The organism is Shimia sagamensis (assembly GCF_900182745.1).
In the GTDB taxonomy this organism is placed as follows: domain Bacteria; phylum Pseudomonadota; class Alphaproteobacteria; order Rhodobacterales; family Rhodobacteraceae; genus Shimia; species Shimia sagamensis.
On sequence record NZ_FXTY01000003.1, the window covers coordinates 133,652 to 152,281 of the forward strand.

Sequence of the window (18,630 nt, forward strand, 5' to 3'; positions counted from 1 at the left end):
GCATGATCGATCCCAAGACCACCTTTGATTGGAACCATATTCGTGCGTTTTTGACCACGGCAGAAGAGGGCTCCTTGTCCGCTGCAGCGCGACAGCTTGGCCAGACACAGCCGACGTTGGGCCGCCAAGTCGCGGCCTTGGAAGAAGATCTCGGCGTCATGTTGTTTGAGCGGGTCGGGCGGACGCTTGAGTTGACCGTCGCGGGTGGTGAGCTTTTGGAGCATGTCCGTGCCATGCGGGAGGCTGCCGATCGTGTGGCGTTGGTGGCATCGGGTCAAAATCAGGATGTAGATGGCCGTGTCGCCATTACGGCATCAGATGTCTATTCAGTGCACCTTTTGCCGCCCATCCTACGGGAGCTCCGTGTAAACGCCCCTCGGCTCATTATCGATGTTGTGGCGTCAGATGACGTGCAAGATCTTATGCGACGCGAGGCCGATATTGCGATCCGACATGTGCGCCCTGAGCAGCCGGATCTAATTGCGCGACTGGTGAGAGAGGCCAAAGGGTATTTTTACGCCGCAACCGAGTATCTGGACCTGCGAGGGCGGCCCAAAACTGTGGCTGATCTCAAACACCACGATTTTGTTGGGTCGGGAGATGTGCCACGTATGTTGGAATATCTCAAACCTATGGGTTTCCCAATTGATCTGGACAACTTCCGCACCGGTTCAGACAGCGGATTGGTGGCGTGGGAGATGTGTAAACAGGGGTTTGGCATCTCGCCTATGGCTGAAGATGTGGCGGAAGCCACACCCGGAATTGAGCGAATTTTGCCCGACCTTGCTCCCATCGGTTTCCCAATTTGGCTGACCACGCACCGCGAGCTGCACACAAGTCGCCGGATACGTATGGTTTTTGACACGTTGGCCGATCATCTGACCAAAGACTAAGGAAGCGGGCGCACCATCATTACGCGGGTCTCATCGCGCTCTGTCTCGTGCCAGCCTAAATGCGCATAAAGCGCTACGTTGTCAGGCATATCCACATGTGTGGCCAATGCTATGTCTTGGCACTCAGCGTCTTGGGCCTGCTTCAAGGCAAATCGGATCAACACCCCACCAAGGCCGCGCCCCCGCGCTTGCGAGGCAACAGCCACATTCATCAGGTGCGCCGTTGGTGGTGTGGTTGAGAGCATCAGGACACCGGAAAGGTTGTCCATTACCCACACCTGCCTGTGCTCAATGGCATCAGTTACTCCACCGGAGACATCCGGCAGAGCAATGTTTAGATCGCGATAGGGTTGGTATGCGGCATCGATCAGCCGCGCGATGGCAGGGGCCTCATCGGCCCGCGCCAAACGCGGCTGTGATGCATCAGCCACGCAGCGTACCGCCGGTGGCTTTGCTGACTTTGGCGACAATCTTGGCGGCTACGGCTTCAATGTCGGCTTCCTTCAGCGTCTTGTCTGTTGGCTGCAGTCGCACTGTGATGGCGAGAGATTTCTTGCCTTCCCCAAGTGCGCCGCCGATAAACTCATCAAAGACGCGCACATCTTCGATCAGCGCCTTGTCCACGCCAGAGGCAGCATTGACCACCGTCAACGCTTCGACATCGGCATCCACTACAAAGGCAAAGTCACGCTCAACCGCCTGAAGGTCAGCCATTGTCACAGCCCCCTTGGACGCAGATTTCTTCCGCGGCATCGGAATTTCTGCGGTGTGAATGGCAAAGGCCACAACCGGTCCTTTAACGTTCAGCGTATCCAGCACTTTGGGGTGGATTTCGCCAAAGGCTCCAAGGATCTTTTTAGGGCCCAGACCCACCTTCGCACTGCGGCCGGGATGCCACCAGCCATTGGTACCGCGATTGTAAGTCAGCTTGGTTGGTGCGCCGAGCGCATTCATCACCGCTTCCATGTCTGCCTTCGCGTCATAGATGTCGACACCACGACTCTCACCGTGAATATCTTTGCCAACAGTGCGACCCACCAGAATGCCCGTCAGCAGGTTTTCCTGCTCGCCTGGCTCGCCACCGTGGAATACTGCACCGCATTCAAACAGGGCCATTTCCATAAAGCCACGTGCCTGATTGCGCGCTGCGGCTTGCAAAAGCCCAGGCAGCAGGGACGGGCGCATGTGGCTCATTTCGCTAGAAATCGGATTTTCCAGCTTGGTCGCATCGCTACCGCCGCCAAACAACACAGCTGCTGCCTTGTCGATGAAGCTGTAGGTCACACACTCGTTGTATCCGAGGGCCGCGGTTGTGCGACGCGCGATCTGTTCGCGTTTCTGCATGGGCGACAAGATTTGCTCCGGAACGCCAGCGGCGACACGTGGCAGAGGCTTGCCTTCCAATTTGGTCAGCGAAGCAATCCGTGCGACTTCTTCAACCAGGTCAGCGGAGCCACGTACATCGGGACGCCAGCTTGGCACATGGGCCATATCGCCTTCGATGGTGAAGCCAAGCGCTTCCAACGTGGCGTGTTGCGTTTCCGCTGGAATTTCCATGCCCACCAGAGACTGCACACGGTCTGTGTCGAGCTTATAAGCGCGGGACACATCTGGCACTTCACCCGCAGTCACGACCGAGCTTGGCGCACCGCCGCAAAGATCAATTATCATCTGCGTTGCGTCATCCATTGCCTGCATGTTGTAGGCTGGATCAATACCACGCTCGTTGCGATAGCGCGCGTCCGAATTGATTTTCAGACCACGGCCCGTGTAGGCGATTTGGATGTGATCCCAAACAGCGGCTTCAAGGAAGACATTGGTGGTTTCTTCAGTACAGCCGGTGGGCAAACCTCCCATGATGCCGCCGATGGATTCGACACCCGTGTCGTCGGAGATGACAACCATGCCCTCTTGGAGGGAGTACTCTTTCTCATCAAGACCAACGAGAGTTTCGCCACCTGCCGTGCGGTGAACGCGCAGGTTGCCGTTGACTTTGTCGGCGTCAAATACGTGCAGAGGGCGGTTGCGGTCAAAGGTGAAAAAGTTGGTGATATCCACCAGTGCCGAGATCGGCCGTAGGCCAATTGCTGTCAGGCGGTCCTGCAACCATTGTGGCGACGGGCCGTTTTTCACACCTTTGATCAGGCGACCGGCAAAGACCTCGCAGCCTTCAGTGGCGGCACTTTCATCAATAGTGATGTTGATCGGACTCTCATACCCACCTTCGATTGAGGCGGTCTTGGCAGGTTTCATTTTGCCCAAGCCTCGTGCGGCCAAGTCCAATGCAATACCACGCACACCCAGCGCATCCGGGCGGTTAGGCGTGATCGCAATCTCGATCATGGTGTCGACTTTGGACGGATCGTTTTCCGCCAACCAATCGATAAACCGGTCACCCACTTCGCCAGACGGCAGTTCAATGATCCCATCATGTTCATCAGACAGCTCCAGCTCACGCTCAGACGCCATCATGCCGTAGCTTTCCACGCCACGGATCTTGCCGACGGAAATAGTGATATCCAGCCCCGGAATATACATGCCCGGTTTACAGACCACGACGGTGATGCCTTCACGAGCGTTGGGCGCGCCACAGATAATCTGCAGCTCGCCTTCGTCGGTAGCAACTGTACAAACGCGCAGCTTGTCCGCATCTGGATGTTTCTCGGCGTGAACCACTTTGCCAAGTTTAAACTCGGCCAGCCGCTCTGCTGGATTGGAAACGTCTTCCACCTCAAGGCCAAGGTCAGTCAGGACCTCAACAATCTCATCAACGCTTGCGTCGGTCTCAAGGTGATCTTTCAGCCAGGAAAGAGTGAATTTCATCGCGTCGGTCCGCCAATCAAATAAGGGTCAGAAAGCCGTTTAACGGATTAGCGCCATAGGGGAAAGACTACATTGAATGCAAACCTTCGAAAGCGGACCGCAGAAGAGGCGGTTTCTCCACCACTGTCAGCCCAGTTTTGTAATTTTAGGTTTCTGGCGCATAGTGGGGGATGACGCATTAGAGGAGATTGAAATGGCACCGCAGGATAGCGGCATTAAAACTGCCTTTTTTGTGATCGCGGATATTTCCGGCTACACAAAATTTATGGCTGAAACGCCAATTGAACATGCCAAAGGTATTTTGGAAGCGCTGTTTGGGGAATTGGTCCCAGCAATCCGGGCGCCACTTGAGGTCTCCGGTTTGCAAGGCGATGCTGTCTTTGCCTATGCCTTTGAAAGCGATGTGATGACCAAGCAGTTCATCCTCGACTTTTCCGAACAGCTCTACTGTGTGTTTGCTCGGGCAAAAGAAAAGATGGTCCTCAACACCAGTTGTCCCTGTGACGCCTGCGCCAACCTGGATGACCTGGAGCTTAAGATTGTTGTTCACCACGGCGAATGCGTGATTCAAGACACCGGAGGGCGTCAGGAACTGGCGGGACAGGATGTGATTACCGCATTTCGCCTTTTGAAGAATTCCGTCAAAGAAAACACGGGTATGAATGCCTACACGTTGATTTCCTGCAAGGCTCTCAAGGCGATGGATCTTGTAGATTATTTTGACGAGACAGAATTCTTTTCTGAGGACATCGAACACATTGGAGAAATCGAATATGTTGTGCGAGACATGCGCGCTGCGTGGTCCCGTCGTCGGCAAACCAAGCGCACTTTTGTCGAGCCCAGTGATGATCTGTTGATCGACGAATGGATGGTGCCTTTACCTGTGTCCCCGGAGGTGGCTTTTACCATCATGACGCGGCCGGATTTACGCGCGGAATGGATTGGGGCGGATAAGGTGGACATGCTCAACACCAACAAAGGCAAGATTGAACCCGGCACGCTGTATCACTGCTATCACGGGGATGATGTCTTCCCGTTTGAGGTTTTGGATTGGAACCCCGGTGAATATGTCACCGGGCGCTACAACATGCCCATGGGCATGTCGATGCTGGAAACCATTGAAATGGCTGAGATGGGAGCCGGAACAATGGTGAAACTACGCTATGCCAAAGTGACATCCAAAAAACTCATGGGGAAGTTGATGTCGGGGTCAGCGAGCAAAAAGGTGCGTGGGATCATCGAGCCGGACAAGGAAAATCGGGTCAAAAAGATGACCGCGCTGAGCAAAAAGTTAGTGATGCCTGAGGAGGGCGCAGCTCAACTTAGCTGAGCCGCAGAGTCACTTTTTGCCTTGCCCGCGCTCAATGAGTTTCTTTGTTTTACGGGGCTGGTTCACTTGATCCGCAAGCAGTTCGTGGGCGCGATGTCTTTTTTTGCCTGCAAGGATCAGCCCTGGCAGCACCGTCACCCAACCAATTGGGTAAAACACAAGCGCCCAGGCGCCCGCCCATGCGGGAAGGAACGTGAAAATGACCGCGACAGCGGTGAGGGACAACACCCAAGCCTTCGGATATTCTGAGACTTTGGTGTCCCGCCAATCCCAATGCGCCGCCAAATAAACTTGAAACAGATACATCAGCACGGTGTCTTCAAAGTAAAAAGGCGAGGCCATGTTGACCTCGCCGCAAGTGTTCTTGTTACCGGTTCAATCCACCGTGCAGGGTCGGCTGATCCAAGCTTGCAAAACCGTAGTGACGCAACCAACGCAAGTCGCTGTCAAAGAAGGCGCGCAGATCCGGGATGCCGTACTTCAGCATCGCCAAACGGTCGATGCCCATGCCAAACGCAAAACCTTGGTACTCGTCCGGATCAATCCCACCTGCCTTGAGCACGTTGGGGTGCACCATGCCGGAGCCCAGAACTTCAAGCCAATCGTCGCCTTCGCCAACCTTCACCGTGCCACCTTCCCAACTGCACTGGATGTCCACTTCGGCAGACGGTTCCGTGAACGGGAAGTGGGACGCGCGGAAGCGGGTTTTTACATCAGTGCCAAAGAAGGCAGAGAAGAACTCTTCGAGCACCCATTTGAGGTTCGCCATGGAGATGTCTTTGCCCAATGCAAGACCCTCAACCTGGTGGAACATTGGAGTGTGGGTTTGGTCATAATCGGCACGATATACGCGACCCGGACAAATGATGCGGATTGGCGCACCGTCTTTTTCCATCGTGCGGATTTGTACCGGGCTAGTGTGGGTGCGAAGCACATGCGGTCGGCGCTCATCATCCTCGGCACGGTGAGTGTAAAATGTGTCCATCTCCGCGCGTGCGGGGTGGTGCCCCGGAATGTTCAGCGCGTCAAAATTATACCAATCGGTTTCGATCTGCGGGCCTTCGGCCACGGCAAATCCCATGTCAGCGAAGATCGCGGTGACCTCTTCGGTGACTTGGCTGATAGGGTGGATCGAGCCCACGCGGCGGGTGCGGGACGGCAGCGTCACATCCAGCCATTCAGTGGCCAGGCGGGCATCCAGCGCAGCATCCGAAAGCGCCACTTTCTTGGCGGCCAGCGCCGAGTTGATCTCGTTTTTCAACGCGTTGAGTGCTGGGCCAGCGACCTGGCGTTCTTCAGGAGTCATTTTGCCCAGCTCGCGCATTTTCAGGCTGATTTCGCCTTTCTTGCCAACGGCCCGAACCCGCAGTTCTTCAAGGGTGGCTTCGTCCGCTGCTGCGGCGATGGCTTCGATATATTTGGTGCGCAGTTCGTCCATGGCAGGGCCGTCCCAGATGAGAAATTACCGCAGACCTCCTACCACACGCCCCTTTGATTGCAAGCATACAGAGTAGCGCCGCCGTGAAATCCACCCGTTTGCCATCAATTGCGCATCAGCAATGGCCCAAGGCTAGCGGGCGCAACGGGGCGTGCGGTGTGGCTGTGGACGCGCACGCCTGTGGCAAGCTCGGGGAAAAGGGCAAACATTTCACGCTGCGTGCCGCAATCCACCGCGTTCATGGCTTCCGCGCCGGGGAAGAAGCTCTCGCTCAATACGCCGTCACCGCTGACAATCTGGTGGTCGTCAAACAGCAGGTGAAAATAGGTGATGGAGCCACATTCACAAATTCGAACGTCGCAATCATCCACCAGCGCCTTGGCGGGGACCAAAATTTCGTCTTCTCCAAACATGAGTTGCGCCCGCCAACCGGTCAAAAACATCCGATGGTTTTGGGACACCTGGTGCGGTTTCAATGCGCCAAATGTCTCTGGCGAAAACTGTACCGGCGCATATTTTCCTTTGCCGGGTACCGTTCTGCACCCGATCCAACGCACTGGTTGCAGCCCATTGTCTCGGGTCCAGATCAAATCGCCTTCGCAGAGCGTTCCAATCAGCTGGTGACCAACTTCCGTGCGAATGCGTGTGCCCTCCGCAAAACAGGCAACGCCAGTATCTCCGGCGCCAACTGGCGCATTGGTGAGATGTGTTGGTGCAGGCTGATTAAGCTGCAAGCTGGTGGTGGTGCTGTTTGGGGATGCTGCAACCGGCAAGTTCTCAGAAGTGGCTCCAGCAGCGGCCCCGTCAAAGGCGAGGATGTTCTGCGTGCCACCGCCGATATCGTAATAATCGATCACAGTGTTTGCGGTGGTATTGGTGAGCGCATAAGCCTCATAGTTTCCGGTGCCGTGGCTATCTGGATCTGTGAGCAGGACAGGAAAATGCGATGCGGAAATCACAAAGACCTGCTCATTTGTATCCGGGTCTATGACGGCAGAGACGTCGGGGTGGGAGAGCGGGATCTCAACGCCAACACTGCCATCTGCCTGATAAAACGACACCACAAAATCACGTGGGTTTTCGTCGTGGGCTAAGGCAGTTTCCAAAAACTCCTCAACACCTGAGCTTCGCGCATAGGCGTTGGAATAATGCAGCTCGCTGATACGGGCCATTCTAACCTCCAAATCACTGGTACATCTCACGGCAAACACACGCCGCGCTGGCATCATGGGGCTGGAATGGTAAATAAAACGTAACTAGTTTCCTATTTGTTCCACCTTTGTCCTTGGTGTGATCTTGGCGTGTTCTGGATTTGGACAAAAAAGCCCGCGTCAAAAACGCGGGCTTCTTCAATTCGGTTGCTGGGGCTTAAGCAGCCAGAGCAGCTTTTGCTTGATCCACAATCGCGGTGAACGCGTCTGGTTCATGCACGGCCAGGTCGGCCAGAACTTTACGGTCCACTTCGATACCGGCCAGTGTCAGGCCGTTGATGAAGCGGCTGTAAGTCAGCGCTTCGTCGTGGGCGCGCACAGCAGCGTTGATCCGCTGAATCCACAGCGCGCGGAAATTGCGCTTACGATTCTTGCGGTCGCGTGTTGCGTACTGGTTCGCCTTATCGACGGCCTGTGATGCAACGCGGAATGTATTCTTGCGACGACCATAATAACCTTTGGCGGCTTTGATGATCTTCTTGTGACGGGCGTGGGTTACGGTACCACCTTTAACGCGGGACATATCTTATCTCCTCTTAGCGGTCGTAGGGCATGAAGCCCTTGACGATCTTAGCGTCGGGGGCGGACAGGGTCGTAGTGCCACGGGCGTTACGAATGAATTTGCGGGTGCGTTTGATCATGCCGTGGCGTTTACCAGCTTGGCCAGCAAGTACTTTGCCGGTGGCAGTGACCTTAAAGCGCTTTTTGGCGCTCGACTTAGTCTTCATCTTAGGCATTTCCGTCTCCTTTATATTCGGTCGGTGACAAACGCGACTCGGCATGCCTTCTAGCCGGTCGCGCGAATAGAGGCGCCGTATAGAGCGCATAAGTCAGGCACGCAAGGCCTAATCGACTCATTTTAGTGGTGTCTCTAGTCGATAATGGTGGCGATCACCCGGATCACCACATTAGGCAAATCCGCCACGCTATAACGCGCCGGATGTAGGATGATCACCATCGCGATCACCGCAGCAGAGAGGACAAAGGCCCCCATTGCGGTGCGCGGCATGCGGTTGTCAGCATAAGCAGCCAGCATGGCCGGAATGGAGAAAAGCCCCACAACCAGTCCAATGGTGATCAGATAGTCCGTTGCCATGCCTGCCTTTGGCCCTTCTTGGGGATGCCCTTGGCTGACGCTACTCTGACTCGAGGTTGAAAATCAAACGCTCGTCACAGGGGGACACCCGCAGAATGTTGGTGGTGCCTGGCACGTTGAACGGCAGGCCCGCGGTCACAACAATCTGATCCTGCTCCTCCGCATAGCCAAGGTCACGCGCTGCACGGGCCGCGGCAACAACAGCCATTTTAAAGCGGCTGACGTTGGAGGTGATCACACAGTTTGTGCCCCAGCTCAGCGCGAGGCGACGCGCGGTGCCACGCAAGGAGGTCATCGCGATGATTGGCACGCGAGGGCGTTCTCGTGCAATCAACAACGCCGTTGTGCCGGATTGGCTGAAGCAACAGATTGCGGACACTTGTGTGGTCTCCGCAATTTCACGGGCGGCGGCAACAATCGCGTCTGCAACACCAGAGCGCGGCAGCGTGCGGCTCGCCTCAATGATCTCGCGATAAGTTGGATCGTTTTCCACCTCAATTGCGACGTTGTTCATGGTGGTCACGGCTTCAATCGGGAAGCTGCCTGCCGCTGATTCCGCCGACAACATGATCGCGTCGGAGCCTTCATAAATCGCAGTTGCAACATCAGAGACCTCGGCGCGGGTTGGCATTGGGCTGTCAATCATGCTTTCAAGCATTTGAGTTGCCACAATCACGGGCTTCGCCACATTACGGCATTTCCGGACAAGGCGTTTTTGAATTGGGGGCACAGCGCTAACCGGCAACTCCACGCCAAGATCGCCGCGGGCCACCATAATGCCGTCAGAGGCCGCGAGAATTTCATCGAAAGCTTCCACTGCTGCGGGCTTTTCGATCTTGGAAATCAACGCTGCGCGGCCTTGGGCCAATTCACGGGCTTCCTGAACATCTTCTGGCCGCTGCACAAACGACAGCGCGAGCCAGTCCACACCCAGTCCGCAGACAAACTCCAAATCATCCCGGTCTTTTGCGGACAGCGCCGCCAACGGCAATACAACGTCTGGAACGTTCACACCTTTACGGTTTGAAATTGTGCCGCCGGTTGTGACCACGCAGTTGGCAAAGTCAGCACCACAACTCTCCACCTTCAGGCGGATTTTGCCGTCATTCACCAGCAAGTTTGAGCCATCTTTGAGGGCGGCAAAAATCTCGGAATGTGGCAGGCACACACGATTTACGTCGCCTTCAGCCGGGTTTAGGTCGAGACGAAATTTGGCTCCATCAACCAATTCTTCTTCACCATTGGCAAACACACCAACGCGCAATTTTGGGCCTTGCAGATCCGCCAGAATGGCAATCGGGCTTTGCAAGTCTTTCTCTACCTGGCGGATGATCCGGTGTTTTTCTCGGATCTCGTCATGGCTGCCGTGGCTCATGTTCAGACGGAACACATCGGCGCCAGCTTCGTGCAGGCTGCGGATCATGTCGTAGGTTTCGGAAGCTGGGCCCAATGTGGCCACGATTTTCACGTTTCTCAGTCGTCTCATGATCCGTCTTTCTTTGCCTTTGCTCGTCTGGCTATCCGGTAAATGACCCGGTGGCACCTTGCGTGTCACCTGCTACATGTTAACGCTAACAAATACAAGGCGAACCTTGTGCATTCCATTTGCGGCACAACTGACCTAAGTCTGATCAGAAAGCAATGACAGGCCCATGACATATACTCCGTTTTCGATCTATGGCGCAGAGCGCCGCTCCCGCTGGCTCATCACCTGTGACCATGCCTCCAATTATGTACCCGACGATATCAGTGGCGGCGATCTGGGGCTCGACCCGTCAGACATGCAGCGCCACATCGCTTATGACGTTGGTGCGCGTGGCACATCTCTGCGATTAGGCGAGCTTCTGGATGCGCCCGTGATTTGCGCCAACTGGTCCCGCCTCTGCATCGACCCAAACCGGGGCGCAGACGACCCGACGCTGGTCATGCGGCTCTATGATGGCACGATCATTCCGGGCAACCGGGACGTGGGCGACGCGGAAATCGAACGTCGTAAGCTGGCACATTACCAACCGTACCACGCCGCGTTGGAAAGCCTCGCGGTGGACCGCAAAGATGTGGTGATCATCGCCATGCACAGCTTTTCGCCCAAACTTAACGGCCGCGCGCCGCGCCCTTGGGAAGTTGGTATCCTACATGCCCCACAAGAAGATCGCTTTGGGAAGGCGTTGATAGCGAAGCTGGAACAGGAGCCAGATCTGACGGTTGGCGACAACGAGCCGTATGACGGCTATTTGCCCGGGGACAGCATTGACCAACACGCTCTAAGATCCGGCCGATTGAACGCGCTGATTGAGTTGCGCAGCGACGAAATCGACACTCCAGAAACGCAAAATGCCTGGGCGGAACGATTGGCGCCGATTCTTCAAGACACATTAGTGAAAAATGACCTTTGAGTCATTTTTCCGCGTGATTTCTTGGAGATGGCGCTAGTATGACGCGTTCCCACTGCCCATATATGCAGTGGGAAAAACAACAGCTGAAAGGAGGCTGACATGACCCAAGCAGCCCTTACTGCCTTCTTTGGATGGATGGCCGTCCTTCACATTGGAGTTCTGCTCTTTGCAACTTGCATGATATTCGGTCTACGCGGCTGGATCACTGATGTGCACGCAAAGCTTACCGGTGTTGAAAAAGACACTTTGGCGCCGCTCTATTTCCAGTGGCTTGGCACCTACAAGCTGTTGATCTTTGTGTTCGCGCTGGTTCCGTGGCTCGCTCTCACGATCATGTGACGCGCTTGCTCAACGCCCCTCCGGTTGCTACCCATTGCCCAAAGCAATTGCTCCCGGAGGACAGCCATGGATAAGCAAACTCAGATCGAACTCGAAGCGGCCGCCTTTCGCACCCTGCGCGAGCACCTGATGGAAAAGCGCACGGATGTGCAAAACATCGACATGATGAATCTCGCAGGGTTCTGTCGCAATTGCCTGTCCCGCTGGTATCAGGAAGCGGCCAATGAACGCGGTATCGAGATGGACAAAAACGAGGCACGCGAGATCTACTATGGCATGACCATGGACGAGTGGAAGGCCAACTATCAAACGGACGCCAGCCCAGAAAAACAAAAAGACTTTGAAAAGGCTTTTGCGGAAAACGTCGGAGCAGACAAAAGCTGAGTGCAAATCCGCTAGAATCAAAGAACCAAAGGTCGCTTCGGCGGCCTTTTTTGTTGCGCCAGAAACGAGCACATCCACGCCCCAATCCCGCCAAACTTGGTTAATAACATCCTATCAAAGCCGTTAGAGTTTTGTGTGAGGATAAGAGCAATGTTGGCCCTTTTGGCATTAACCGCGATTTTTGGCGTCGGCATGGTGGCCGACGTGTTGAATGATTTTGACGAGCCAGACCTGGGCGCCAGTGTGCCCGATGATGCGGATGTTGAGGCCGAGGAGGGTGAGGTCACACCAAAACAACTGCTCGACGTATCCGAAGCGGTTACCCTCTCCGATGGTAATGACACATTTGAAGGTGATGACGGCAGCGACACGGTGACCGGTGGCGCTGGTGACGATTACCTGCGCGGCAACAATGGCGAAGACTGGCTTCATGGCGCTGAAGGCAACGACACACTGCACGGTGGAGCAAGTGGTGACGGCATCAGTGGCGGCGAGGGCGCGGACTATATCCTTGGCGGTGCGGGTGAAGACACTGTCTCTGGTGGTAGCGGCGATGACACCATTGCCATGGGCGATGGCAACGACCTTTATGACGCCACCCTTGTCGAAGAACTGGGTCTAGAAGGTCTTGGTTTTGAAAATGGCGGCAATGATCTGGTGCGCGGCGGCACCGGGAATGACGTGCTGCGCGATTATGAGGGTGCCGACACATTGTTGGGCGGCACAGGCAACGACACTTTGAATGGCAGCCACCCGACCTTAGACGACGTATCGGCTGATATGCTCGGCGGCGGCTTTGGTGACGATGTGCTTGTGGGAGACAACGGTGATACGCTTGAGGGAGGTGAAGGTGTCGATGAGTTCACCATTGCTTTCGAGTTTGATGACAATCGTGAAGAGGTGGTTATTGCCGATCTCGATGCTGCGACGGAAACCGTGACCTTTTCTGCCAGTGACTTTGGCAATGATGCCGTAATGGAATGGGAAGCCAGTTATGATCCCGACACTCAATCCATCACCATTTTATTGTCCGGCTCTCATACAGTTGACGGATCGGTTGTGACGCTTGATCAAGAGCCTGCAGTGATCCTGGAGAACATGACCGCGGACGATGTGGATCTTCTAAAAGTGACCCTAGACTACGCGGCATAACGGGAGCGGGCGTCTCTCAGCGGTTCAACTCATGTTCATAGCGCTGTTTGGCAACGGCCTCATTCTGTGCCGACTTTCGGAAGTCGGTCAGCGCTGTTTCCACATAATCCAAATGCACTTTAACCGCTTTGCGGGAGCCCTCTGCGTCCCGCGCCTGCAACGCTGTATTGATGTCGCGGTGTTGTTCCAACAGTTCACTACGGGTGGTGCGCTGTTTAAACATGATCATGCGGTTGTAAAACACACCTTCGCGCAACAGCTGATACATCGATCGCATCATATGCAACATGATCACATTGTGACTCGCCTCAATAATGGCGAGGTGAAAATCCGCATCCAGCTGCGCCTCATCGTTCGGGTTGCGCTTGGGATGCACCGCCTCCATCTTGTCAAAAACCGCTTGGATCACTTGCAAATCCGTGTCGCTCGCAAAGGTTGCCGCGCGCTCGGCAGCCAAACCCTCCATGTCACGGCGAAACGCAATATAATCAAACACCGCCTCGTCATGGGCGGAAAACAACTGCACCAGCGAGTCAGAAAAGGCGCTGCCAAGAACGTCTGCCACAAAAATTCCGGCACCGGCCTTCGGTGTCAGCAGACCTTTGTCCTGCAAGTTGGCAATTGCCTCCCGCAAACTGGGCCGGGACACTCCCAGTCGTTCACTCAATTCGCGCTCCGCAGGCAGCCGCTCGCCAGGGCGTAAAATGCCGCGCAAAATCAACAACTCGATTTGGCGCATCACCGAGATAGAAAGTTTTTCCGGCTGTACTTTTTGAAATGGCATAGAGGCTGGCCCTGCGTAACTGGTCACATAATTTGACCACGCGGTGTCCCAACGTGCAAGCCCTCGCAATGCAATCTAAGTTGGACTGTTCGATTTGCGCCTTTGGATTACACCAGCGTCTTGGCCATAAAAAGTGAGGCAGGGCTCTCCCTATAATCACCAAATGGGCCACAATCGACATAGCCATGTGCCCGATACAAGCTGTGCGCCTGATGTAGGCTATCGCCGGTTTCCAGCTTCAGGACGGAAATGCCATGGGTCCGCACCTCTGCCTCAATGGCTTGCATCAACTTATGAGCAATGCCTTTGCCACGCGCGTCGGGATGCACAAACATCGATTTGATTTCGGCATAATCACCTTTAAAGGCCAGCGCCACACATCCCAGAGAGGTGTTTTCTTCTTTGGCCACAAAAAACCGCACATTGGGCTCACAGAGATCGTCAATCGACAAGAAATGATTGTCTTCTTCACTGAACAAAGCCTGCATCAAGGCATGGCTGGCTCGCAAAAGTGCAGTAGCCTGTGCGTCCCGTGGATTTCCTGGCGCGACTCTAATGGTGCTCATGACGTCCTCCTTTCTTTCCTTCTGCAAAAGATGTGTCATTCCAACCTAGGTCTGTCCAGCCGCCAGAGCGCAGATGCAAAAATGTTGTGAAAAAGAGTGGAGGTGGTGCTTAAGAAAAAGGCAGCTGCCGGTTTTGGGGTCTTGAATGTCTGCAAGTTCTCAAGGGCACAGAGCCGCCGTGCGTCCTTTGTTTGGCTCGAATTCGCCAATATCTTGTGGATAACTCTGCGCCAAATGGCACATCCTGTGGTTTGTCGTTGACTCACCACAAGTGGGCTTTGCAGAGTCTCTAAATCAGAAGGAATCACAGGACCACCCGCACTTTGCGCTTCTCTAAACTCAGACTGACAGGCTTCAAAAGCTTTGTGGACCCTACGGATCTGATCATCGCAGATGGTTTGACCGGTGTTGTAGGGCCCAACGGCTGTGGCAAGTCCAACCTGCTAGAAGCGCTTCGCTGGGTGATGGGGGAAAACCGTCCCAAGGCGATGCGCGGCGGTGGCATGGAAGATGTGATCTTTGCCGGAACATCGACCCGGCCAGCCCGCAATTTTGCCGAAGTGTCTTTGCAAATCGACAACTCGGAGCGCCTTGCGCCCGCTGGGTTCAACGATGACGACGCGCTGGAGATTGTGCGTCGCATTACACGCGACATCGGCAGCGCTTATAAGGTCAATGTCAATGATGTGCGTGCTCGGGACGTGCAGATGTTGTTTGCAGATGCGTCAACCGGTGCACATTCGCCGGCTTTGGTTCGTCAGGGCCAAATTGCGGAGCTGATTAACGCCAAACCCAAGGCCCGTCGTCGTATCCTTGAGGAAGCAGCAGGTATTTCCGGCCTTTACCAACGCCGCCATGAAGCGGAACTAAAACTCAAAGGCGCCGAGACCAATCTGGCCCGTGTGGACGACGTGATCGAACAATTGGCAAGCCAATTGGCCCAGCTTTCACGCCAAGCCCGTCAGGCCGCCCGCTACCGTGCCATTGGGGACGAGCTGCGCCAGGCCGAAGGCATGCTGCTCTACCGTCGTTGGCGGGACGCGGATGACGCGCGCGCGACGGCGGATGATGAACTCAAGACTCGGACAACTCAAGCGGCCCAGGCTGAAATCCTTGCGCGGACAGCGGCCAAAGAGCGCCAGGCCCGTGACGAGGTTCTGCCTGGTAAGCGAGAAGAAGAAGCGATTGCCTCTGCGGTACTTCAACGTTTGCAAGTGCAACGAGACAGTTTGAATGACCAAGAAGCGCATGCGCTGCAAGTCATCGAAACCCTGAAAAACCGCATCCTGCAGTTGGCCCGCGACATGGAGCGCGAGGCCGGATTGAACCGTGATGCCGAAGAAACCATCGAACGTTTGGAATGGGAGCAGCGCGAACTTGCCAAGGCAAGTGAGGGTCATGAAGACAAACTTGAAGCCGCACAGGACGAAAGCCGTGAGGCGGCCAGCGTCTTGCAGGAGCGCGAAGCCGACCTGTCTCAGCTGACCGAAGATGTTGCGCGGCTGTCTGCGCGCCATCAATCCGCGCAGCGCTTGTTGGATGACAGTCAAAAGACGCAAGATAAGAGCGAATCAGAGGCCGAAAAGGCCCGCGCGGCCGTGGCCGAGTCCAACGAGGCATTGACCCGTGCCGGAGAAGAGCTCGAGCTGGCCCGGGAGGCCGAAGAAGAGGCCATAGAGGCTGCCCAAGATGCCGAAGAGCGTCTAGCCGAAGTCGAAGAAGAACGCGCCGAAACCCAATCCCGTGAGGCCGATGCCCGCGCCGAGCGTTCTGAGGCCGAAGGTGAACTCAACGCTTTACGAGCCGAGACCACGGCGCTGGCCAAGCTGGTTGAACGCGATACGGCCGAAGGCGGTCAAATCCTCGACCGCCTACAAGTGCAACAGGGGTTTGAAAAGGCGCTGGGTGCAGCCATGGCTGACGATCTGCGTGCACCGGAGGTTGAAGAGGATGGTCCTTCCGGCTGGTACGTTTTGCCCCAATATGGCGAGGTTCAACCGCTGCCTGAAGGTGTGACCTCTTTGGTGCAACACGTCTCTGTGCCAGAGGTGCTGGAGCGCCGTATGAGCCAAATTGGCCTGGTGTCCAATGAAGATGCGCTGAGCTTGCAGCCGCTCCTCAAACCTGGCCAACGCCTTGTCTCCCTTGAGGGCGACCTCTGGCGTTGGGATGGATTTCGGGCTTGGGCCGAAGATGCGCCAAGCGCAGCGGCGCTGCGCTTGCAACAGCTCAACCGGCTGGAAGAGCTCAAACAGGCCATGGCCCGTGCCACTGCCCGCGCCGATGGGGCCGTGGACGCCCATGAGGTGCTGCAAACGCGCTTGAGAGAGTTGGCCAGCGTTGATCAATCCGCCCGCGAGGCCCGACGCGCCGCCGATCGCGCTGTGGCAGATGCCAATCGCGCCTTGTCTCGCGCAGAAGCCGATCGGAATCTGGCCGAAGGTCGGCTGGAAAGTCTCGGCTTGGCCGTGACACGCCACGAAGAAGAGGCCATGGCCGCGCGCCAGCAATTCCAAGAGGCACAGCGCGCGTTGTCTGACTTGGGTGATCTGGATGCCGCGCGTCAGGAAGTTGAAGACATCAAGATGACCGTCGAAGGCGCGCGCATCATGATGATGTCACGCCGTTCTTCCCATGACGAGGTGCGCCGCGAAGGCGAAGCGCGCCTGAAGCGTACTCAAGAGGTCATGAAAGAGGTCAGCGGCTGGCGTCACCGTCTGGAAACGGCCGAAAAACGTATGAACGAACTGGCAGAGCGCAAAGACACCTCGGAAGATGAGTTGATCGAAGCGGGCGCCGCACCAGAAGAAATTTCAGAGAAGCGCGAAGAGCTCACCGAAGCCATTGAGGCCGCAGAAGAGCGCCGCCGGGCCGCGTCAGATGTACTTGCCGAGGCCGAGGCTGCCTTACGTGAAGCAGAGCATAACGAGCGCGATGCGGAACGCCTTGCCAGTGAAGCGCGTGAAGCCCGTGCCCGCTCGGAAGCCCGCGCTGATGCCGCCCGAGAAACCGTGGCCTATGCGGCGGAACGCATCATGGAAGAACAGGAGGTTGCGCCTGCCGATCTCCTTGAAAGCCTCGATGTCGATCCGGACAAAATGCCGGATTCCGAAACGGTTGAAAACGATGTGAACCGCTTGAAACGCCAACGCGACAGCCTTGGCGCCGTGAACCTGCGTGCGGAAGAAGACATCAAAGAAGTTCAAGAAGAGCACGACGGCTTGGTCAGTGAAAAGGCCGACCTTGAGGAGGCCATCCGTACCTTGCGTAACGGCATTGCCAGTTTGAACAAAGAAGGCCGCGAACGCCTGCTCACAGCCTTTGAGCAAGTGAATTCCAACTTCACTCTGCTGTTCCGCCACCTCTTTGGCGGCGGTGAAGCCAACTTGGAACTGGTGGAAAGTGACGACCCGCTGGAAGCTGGCCTGGAAATCATGTGCCAACCTCCGGGTAAGAAACTCAGCACCCTATCGCTGCTGTCCGGTGGCGAGCAAACCCTGACTGCGATGGCGCTGATCTTTGCGGTTTTCCTCGCCAACCCGGCCCCGATCTGTGTGCTGGACGAGGTTGATGCCCCGCTGGACGACGCCAACGTGACGCGGTTTTGTGACTTGTTGGATGAAATGTGCCGCCGCACCAACACGCGCTTCCTGATCATCACCCACCATGCTGTGACTATGGCGCGCATGGACCGTCTGTTTGGGGTGACCATGGTGGAGCAGGGGGTGAGCCAGCTTGTTTCCGTGGACCTCAAGGCGGCAGAAACTTTGGTGGCCTAATCACCGCAACGTGACGCCTTACAATTCAAAAACCACATAATCTCTGTCAAAACAGGAGACCCTCATGTGGAAGCTCACCCCGATTCTTGCGCTCATTGCTACGCCAGTACTGGCTCAAAACTGGAAAACCGCCACCGGAGACAACCCGTTTGCCTCCGCCGCCCTCGCTGAACGGCTCTCAGGTCAAACTCTGATCTTTTTTGATAACGGCCAGTCGGTGTTCGAAAACAACGGGCAATATCAATACATATATGGTGGCGGGGGTACGTGGTATGGGCATTGGAAAGTTGCCGACAACAGCACGGTTTGCGTGACCTTCGTGACGGGTGTTGAACGCTGCGATCGGATTGTGGAAAACGGCGGGCGTTTGGTGATGCAAACCGCCGACGGTTTGCGTTTTCCTGTGCGGGACATTGAGGCGCACTCTTAAAGGAGCGCA

19 protein-coding genes are annotated in these 18,630 nt (G+C 55.8%); 8 read left to right on the forward strand and 11 right to left on the reverse strand.

The genetic code is table 11. The features are described 5' to 3' along the window. Window positions 1-2: 2 nt before the first annotated feature. The gene (locus QOL67_RS08755) at window positions 3-893 is read left to right on the forward strand and encodes a LysR family transcriptional regulator (RefSeq protein WP_283425597.1); all 891 of its coding nucleotides are present in this window, start codon (window positions 3-5) and stop codon (window positions 891-893) included. Here QOL67_RS08755 and QOL67_RS08760 read toward each other — a convergent pair. Continuing rightward, window positions 890-1,324 carry a GNAT family N-acetyltransferase gene (locus tag QOL67_RS08760; RefSeq protein WP_283425598.1) on the reverse strand — a complete coding sequence of 145 codons (435 nt, stop codon included), beginning with the start codon at window positions 1,322-1,324 and terminating at the stop codon, window positions 890-892. The two genes, QOL67_RS08755 and QOL67_RS08760, sit on opposite strands and share 4 nt — an antisense overlap. Further along, on the reverse strand, window positions 1,317-3,716 hold the full coding sequence (gene pheT / locus QOL67_RS08765) for a phenylalanine--tRNA ligase subunit beta (RefSeq protein ID WP_283425599.1): 2,400 nt from the start codon (window positions 3,714-3,716) through the stop codon (window positions 1,317-1,319). Before pheT ends, QOL67_RS08760 begins: the two co-directional genes overlap by 8 nt. Before the next feature lie 193 nt (window positions 3,717-3,909). Here pheT and QOL67_RS08770 point away from each other — a divergent pair, with 193 nt between their 5' ends. Beyond that, complete coding sequence (locus QOL67_RS08770) at window positions 3,910-5,046, forward strand: DUF2652 domain-containing protein (protein WP_283425600.1); 1,137 nt, start codon at window positions 3,910-3,912, stop codon at window positions 5,044-5,046. 9 nt (window positions 5,047-5,055) lie between these two features. Here QOL67_RS08770 and QOL67_RS08775 read toward each other — a convergent pair whose 3' ends face one another. The 7 genes from QOL67_RS08775 to pyk form a co-directional block, all read right to left on the reverse strand. After that, a complete protein-coding gene (locus tag QOL67_RS08775) occupies window positions 5,056-5,388 on the reverse strand; it encodes a hypothetical protein (RefSeq protein ID WP_283425601.1) in 333 nt (110 codons plus the stop codon). Between the two features lie 25 nt (window positions 5,389-5,413). Beyond that, the gene (gene pheS, locus QOL67_RS08780) at window positions 5,414-6,484 is read right to left on the reverse strand and encodes a phenylalanine--tRNA ligase subunit alpha (protein ID WP_283425602.1); all 1,071 of its coding nucleotides are present in this window, start codon (window positions 6,482-6,484) and stop codon (window positions 5,414-5,416) included. Window positions 6,485-6,588: 104 nt separating this feature from the next. Further along, a complete protein-coding gene (locus tag QOL67_RS08785; RefSeq protein ID WP_283425603.1) occupies window positions 6,589-7,656 on the reverse strand; it encodes a Hint domain-containing protein in 1,068 nt (355 codons plus the stop codon). Window positions 7,657-7,852: 196 nt separating this feature from the next. Beyond that, complete coding sequence (rplT, locus tag QOL67_RS08790; protein WP_164645948.1) at window positions 7,853-8,218, reverse strand: 50S ribosomal protein L20; 366 nt, start codon at window positions 8,216-8,218, stop codon at window positions 7,853-7,855. Window positions 8,219-8,231: 13 nt separating this feature from the next. Continuing rightward, complete coding sequence (rpmI, locus tag QOL67_RS08795) at window positions 8,232-8,432, reverse strand: 50S ribosomal protein L35 (RefSeq protein ID WP_054000659.1); 201 nt, start codon at window positions 8,430-8,432, stop codon at window positions 8,232-8,234. 134 nt (window positions 8,433-8,566) lie between these two features. Continuing rightward, window positions 8,567-8,791, reverse strand: a complete 225-nt coding sequence (locus QOL67_RS08800; RefSeq protein WP_283425604.1) for a hypothetical protein — start codon at window positions 8,789-8,791, stop codon at window positions 8,567-8,569. Between the two features lie 40 nt (window positions 8,792-8,831). Then, on the reverse strand, window positions 8,832-10,277 hold the full coding sequence (gene pyk, locus QOL67_RS08805; RefSeq protein WP_283425605.1) for a pyruvate kinase: 1,446 nt from the start codon (window positions 10,275-10,277) through the stop codon (window positions 8,832-8,834). 166 nt (window positions 10,278-10,443) lie between these two features. Between pyk and QOL67_RS08810 the strand changes: the two genes are divergently transcribed. The 4 genes from QOL67_RS08810 (at window position 10,444) to QOL67_RS08825 (ending at window position 13,062) form a co-directional block, all read left to right on the forward strand. Then, on the forward strand, window positions 10,444-11,187 hold the full coding sequence (locus QOL67_RS08810; protein WP_283425606.1) for an N-formylglutamate amidohydrolase: 744 nt from the start codon (window positions 10,444-10,446) through the stop codon (window positions 11,185-11,187). Between the two features lie 99 nt (window positions 11,188-11,286). Next, window positions 11,287-11,526, forward strand: coding sequence for a DUF6868 family protein (locus QOL67_RS08815; protein WP_283425607.1), 240 nt, complete (start codon window positions 11,287-11,289; stop codon window positions 11,524-11,526). A 66-nt stretch (window positions 11,527-11,592) separates the two neighbouring features. Beyond that, entirely contained in the window at window positions 11,593-11,910 is a 318-nt protein-coding gene (locus QOL67_RS08820) for a DUF1244 domain-containing protein (RefSeq protein WP_283425608.1), read from the forward strand. Between the two features lie 150 nt (window positions 11,911-12,060). After that, window positions 12,061-13,062, forward strand: a complete 1,002-nt coding sequence (locus tag QOL67_RS08825) for a calcium-binding protein (RefSeq protein ID WP_283425609.1) — start codon at window positions 12,061-12,063, stop codon at window positions 13,060-13,062. A 16-nt stretch (window positions 13,063-13,078) separates the two neighbouring features. Here the strand turns inward: QOL67_RS08825 and QOL67_RS08830 are convergent, their stop codons facing one another. Next, a complete protein-coding gene (locus tag QOL67_RS08830; protein ID WP_283425610.1) occupies window positions 13,079-13,846 on the reverse strand; it encodes a FadR/GntR family transcriptional regulator in 768 nt (255 codons plus the stop codon). Between the two features lie 107 nt (window positions 13,847-13,953). Next, window positions 13,954-14,412, reverse strand: coding sequence for a GNAT family N-acetyltransferase (locus QOL67_RS08835; protein ID WP_283425611.1), 459 nt, complete (start codon window positions 14,410-14,412; stop codon window positions 13,954-13,956). Between the two features lie 323 nt (window positions 14,413-14,735). Here QOL67_RS08835 and smc point away from each other — a divergent pair, with 323 nt between their 5' ends. Both smc and QOL67_RS08845 read left to right on the forward strand, forming a co-directional pair. Further along, window positions 14,736-18,191, forward strand: a complete 3,456-nt coding sequence (smc, locus tag QOL67_RS08840; protein WP_283425612.1) for a chromosome segregation protein SMC — start codon at window positions 14,736-14,738, stop codon at window positions 18,189-18,191. A gap of 64 nt (window positions 18,192-18,255) precedes the next feature. Then, on the forward strand, window positions 18,256-18,621 hold the full coding sequence (locus tag QOL67_RS08845; protein WP_283425613.1) for a hypothetical protein: 366 nt from the start codon (window positions 18,256-18,258) through the stop codon (window positions 18,619-18,621). The last annotated feature ends 9 nt before the right edge of the window (window positions 18,622-18,630 follow it).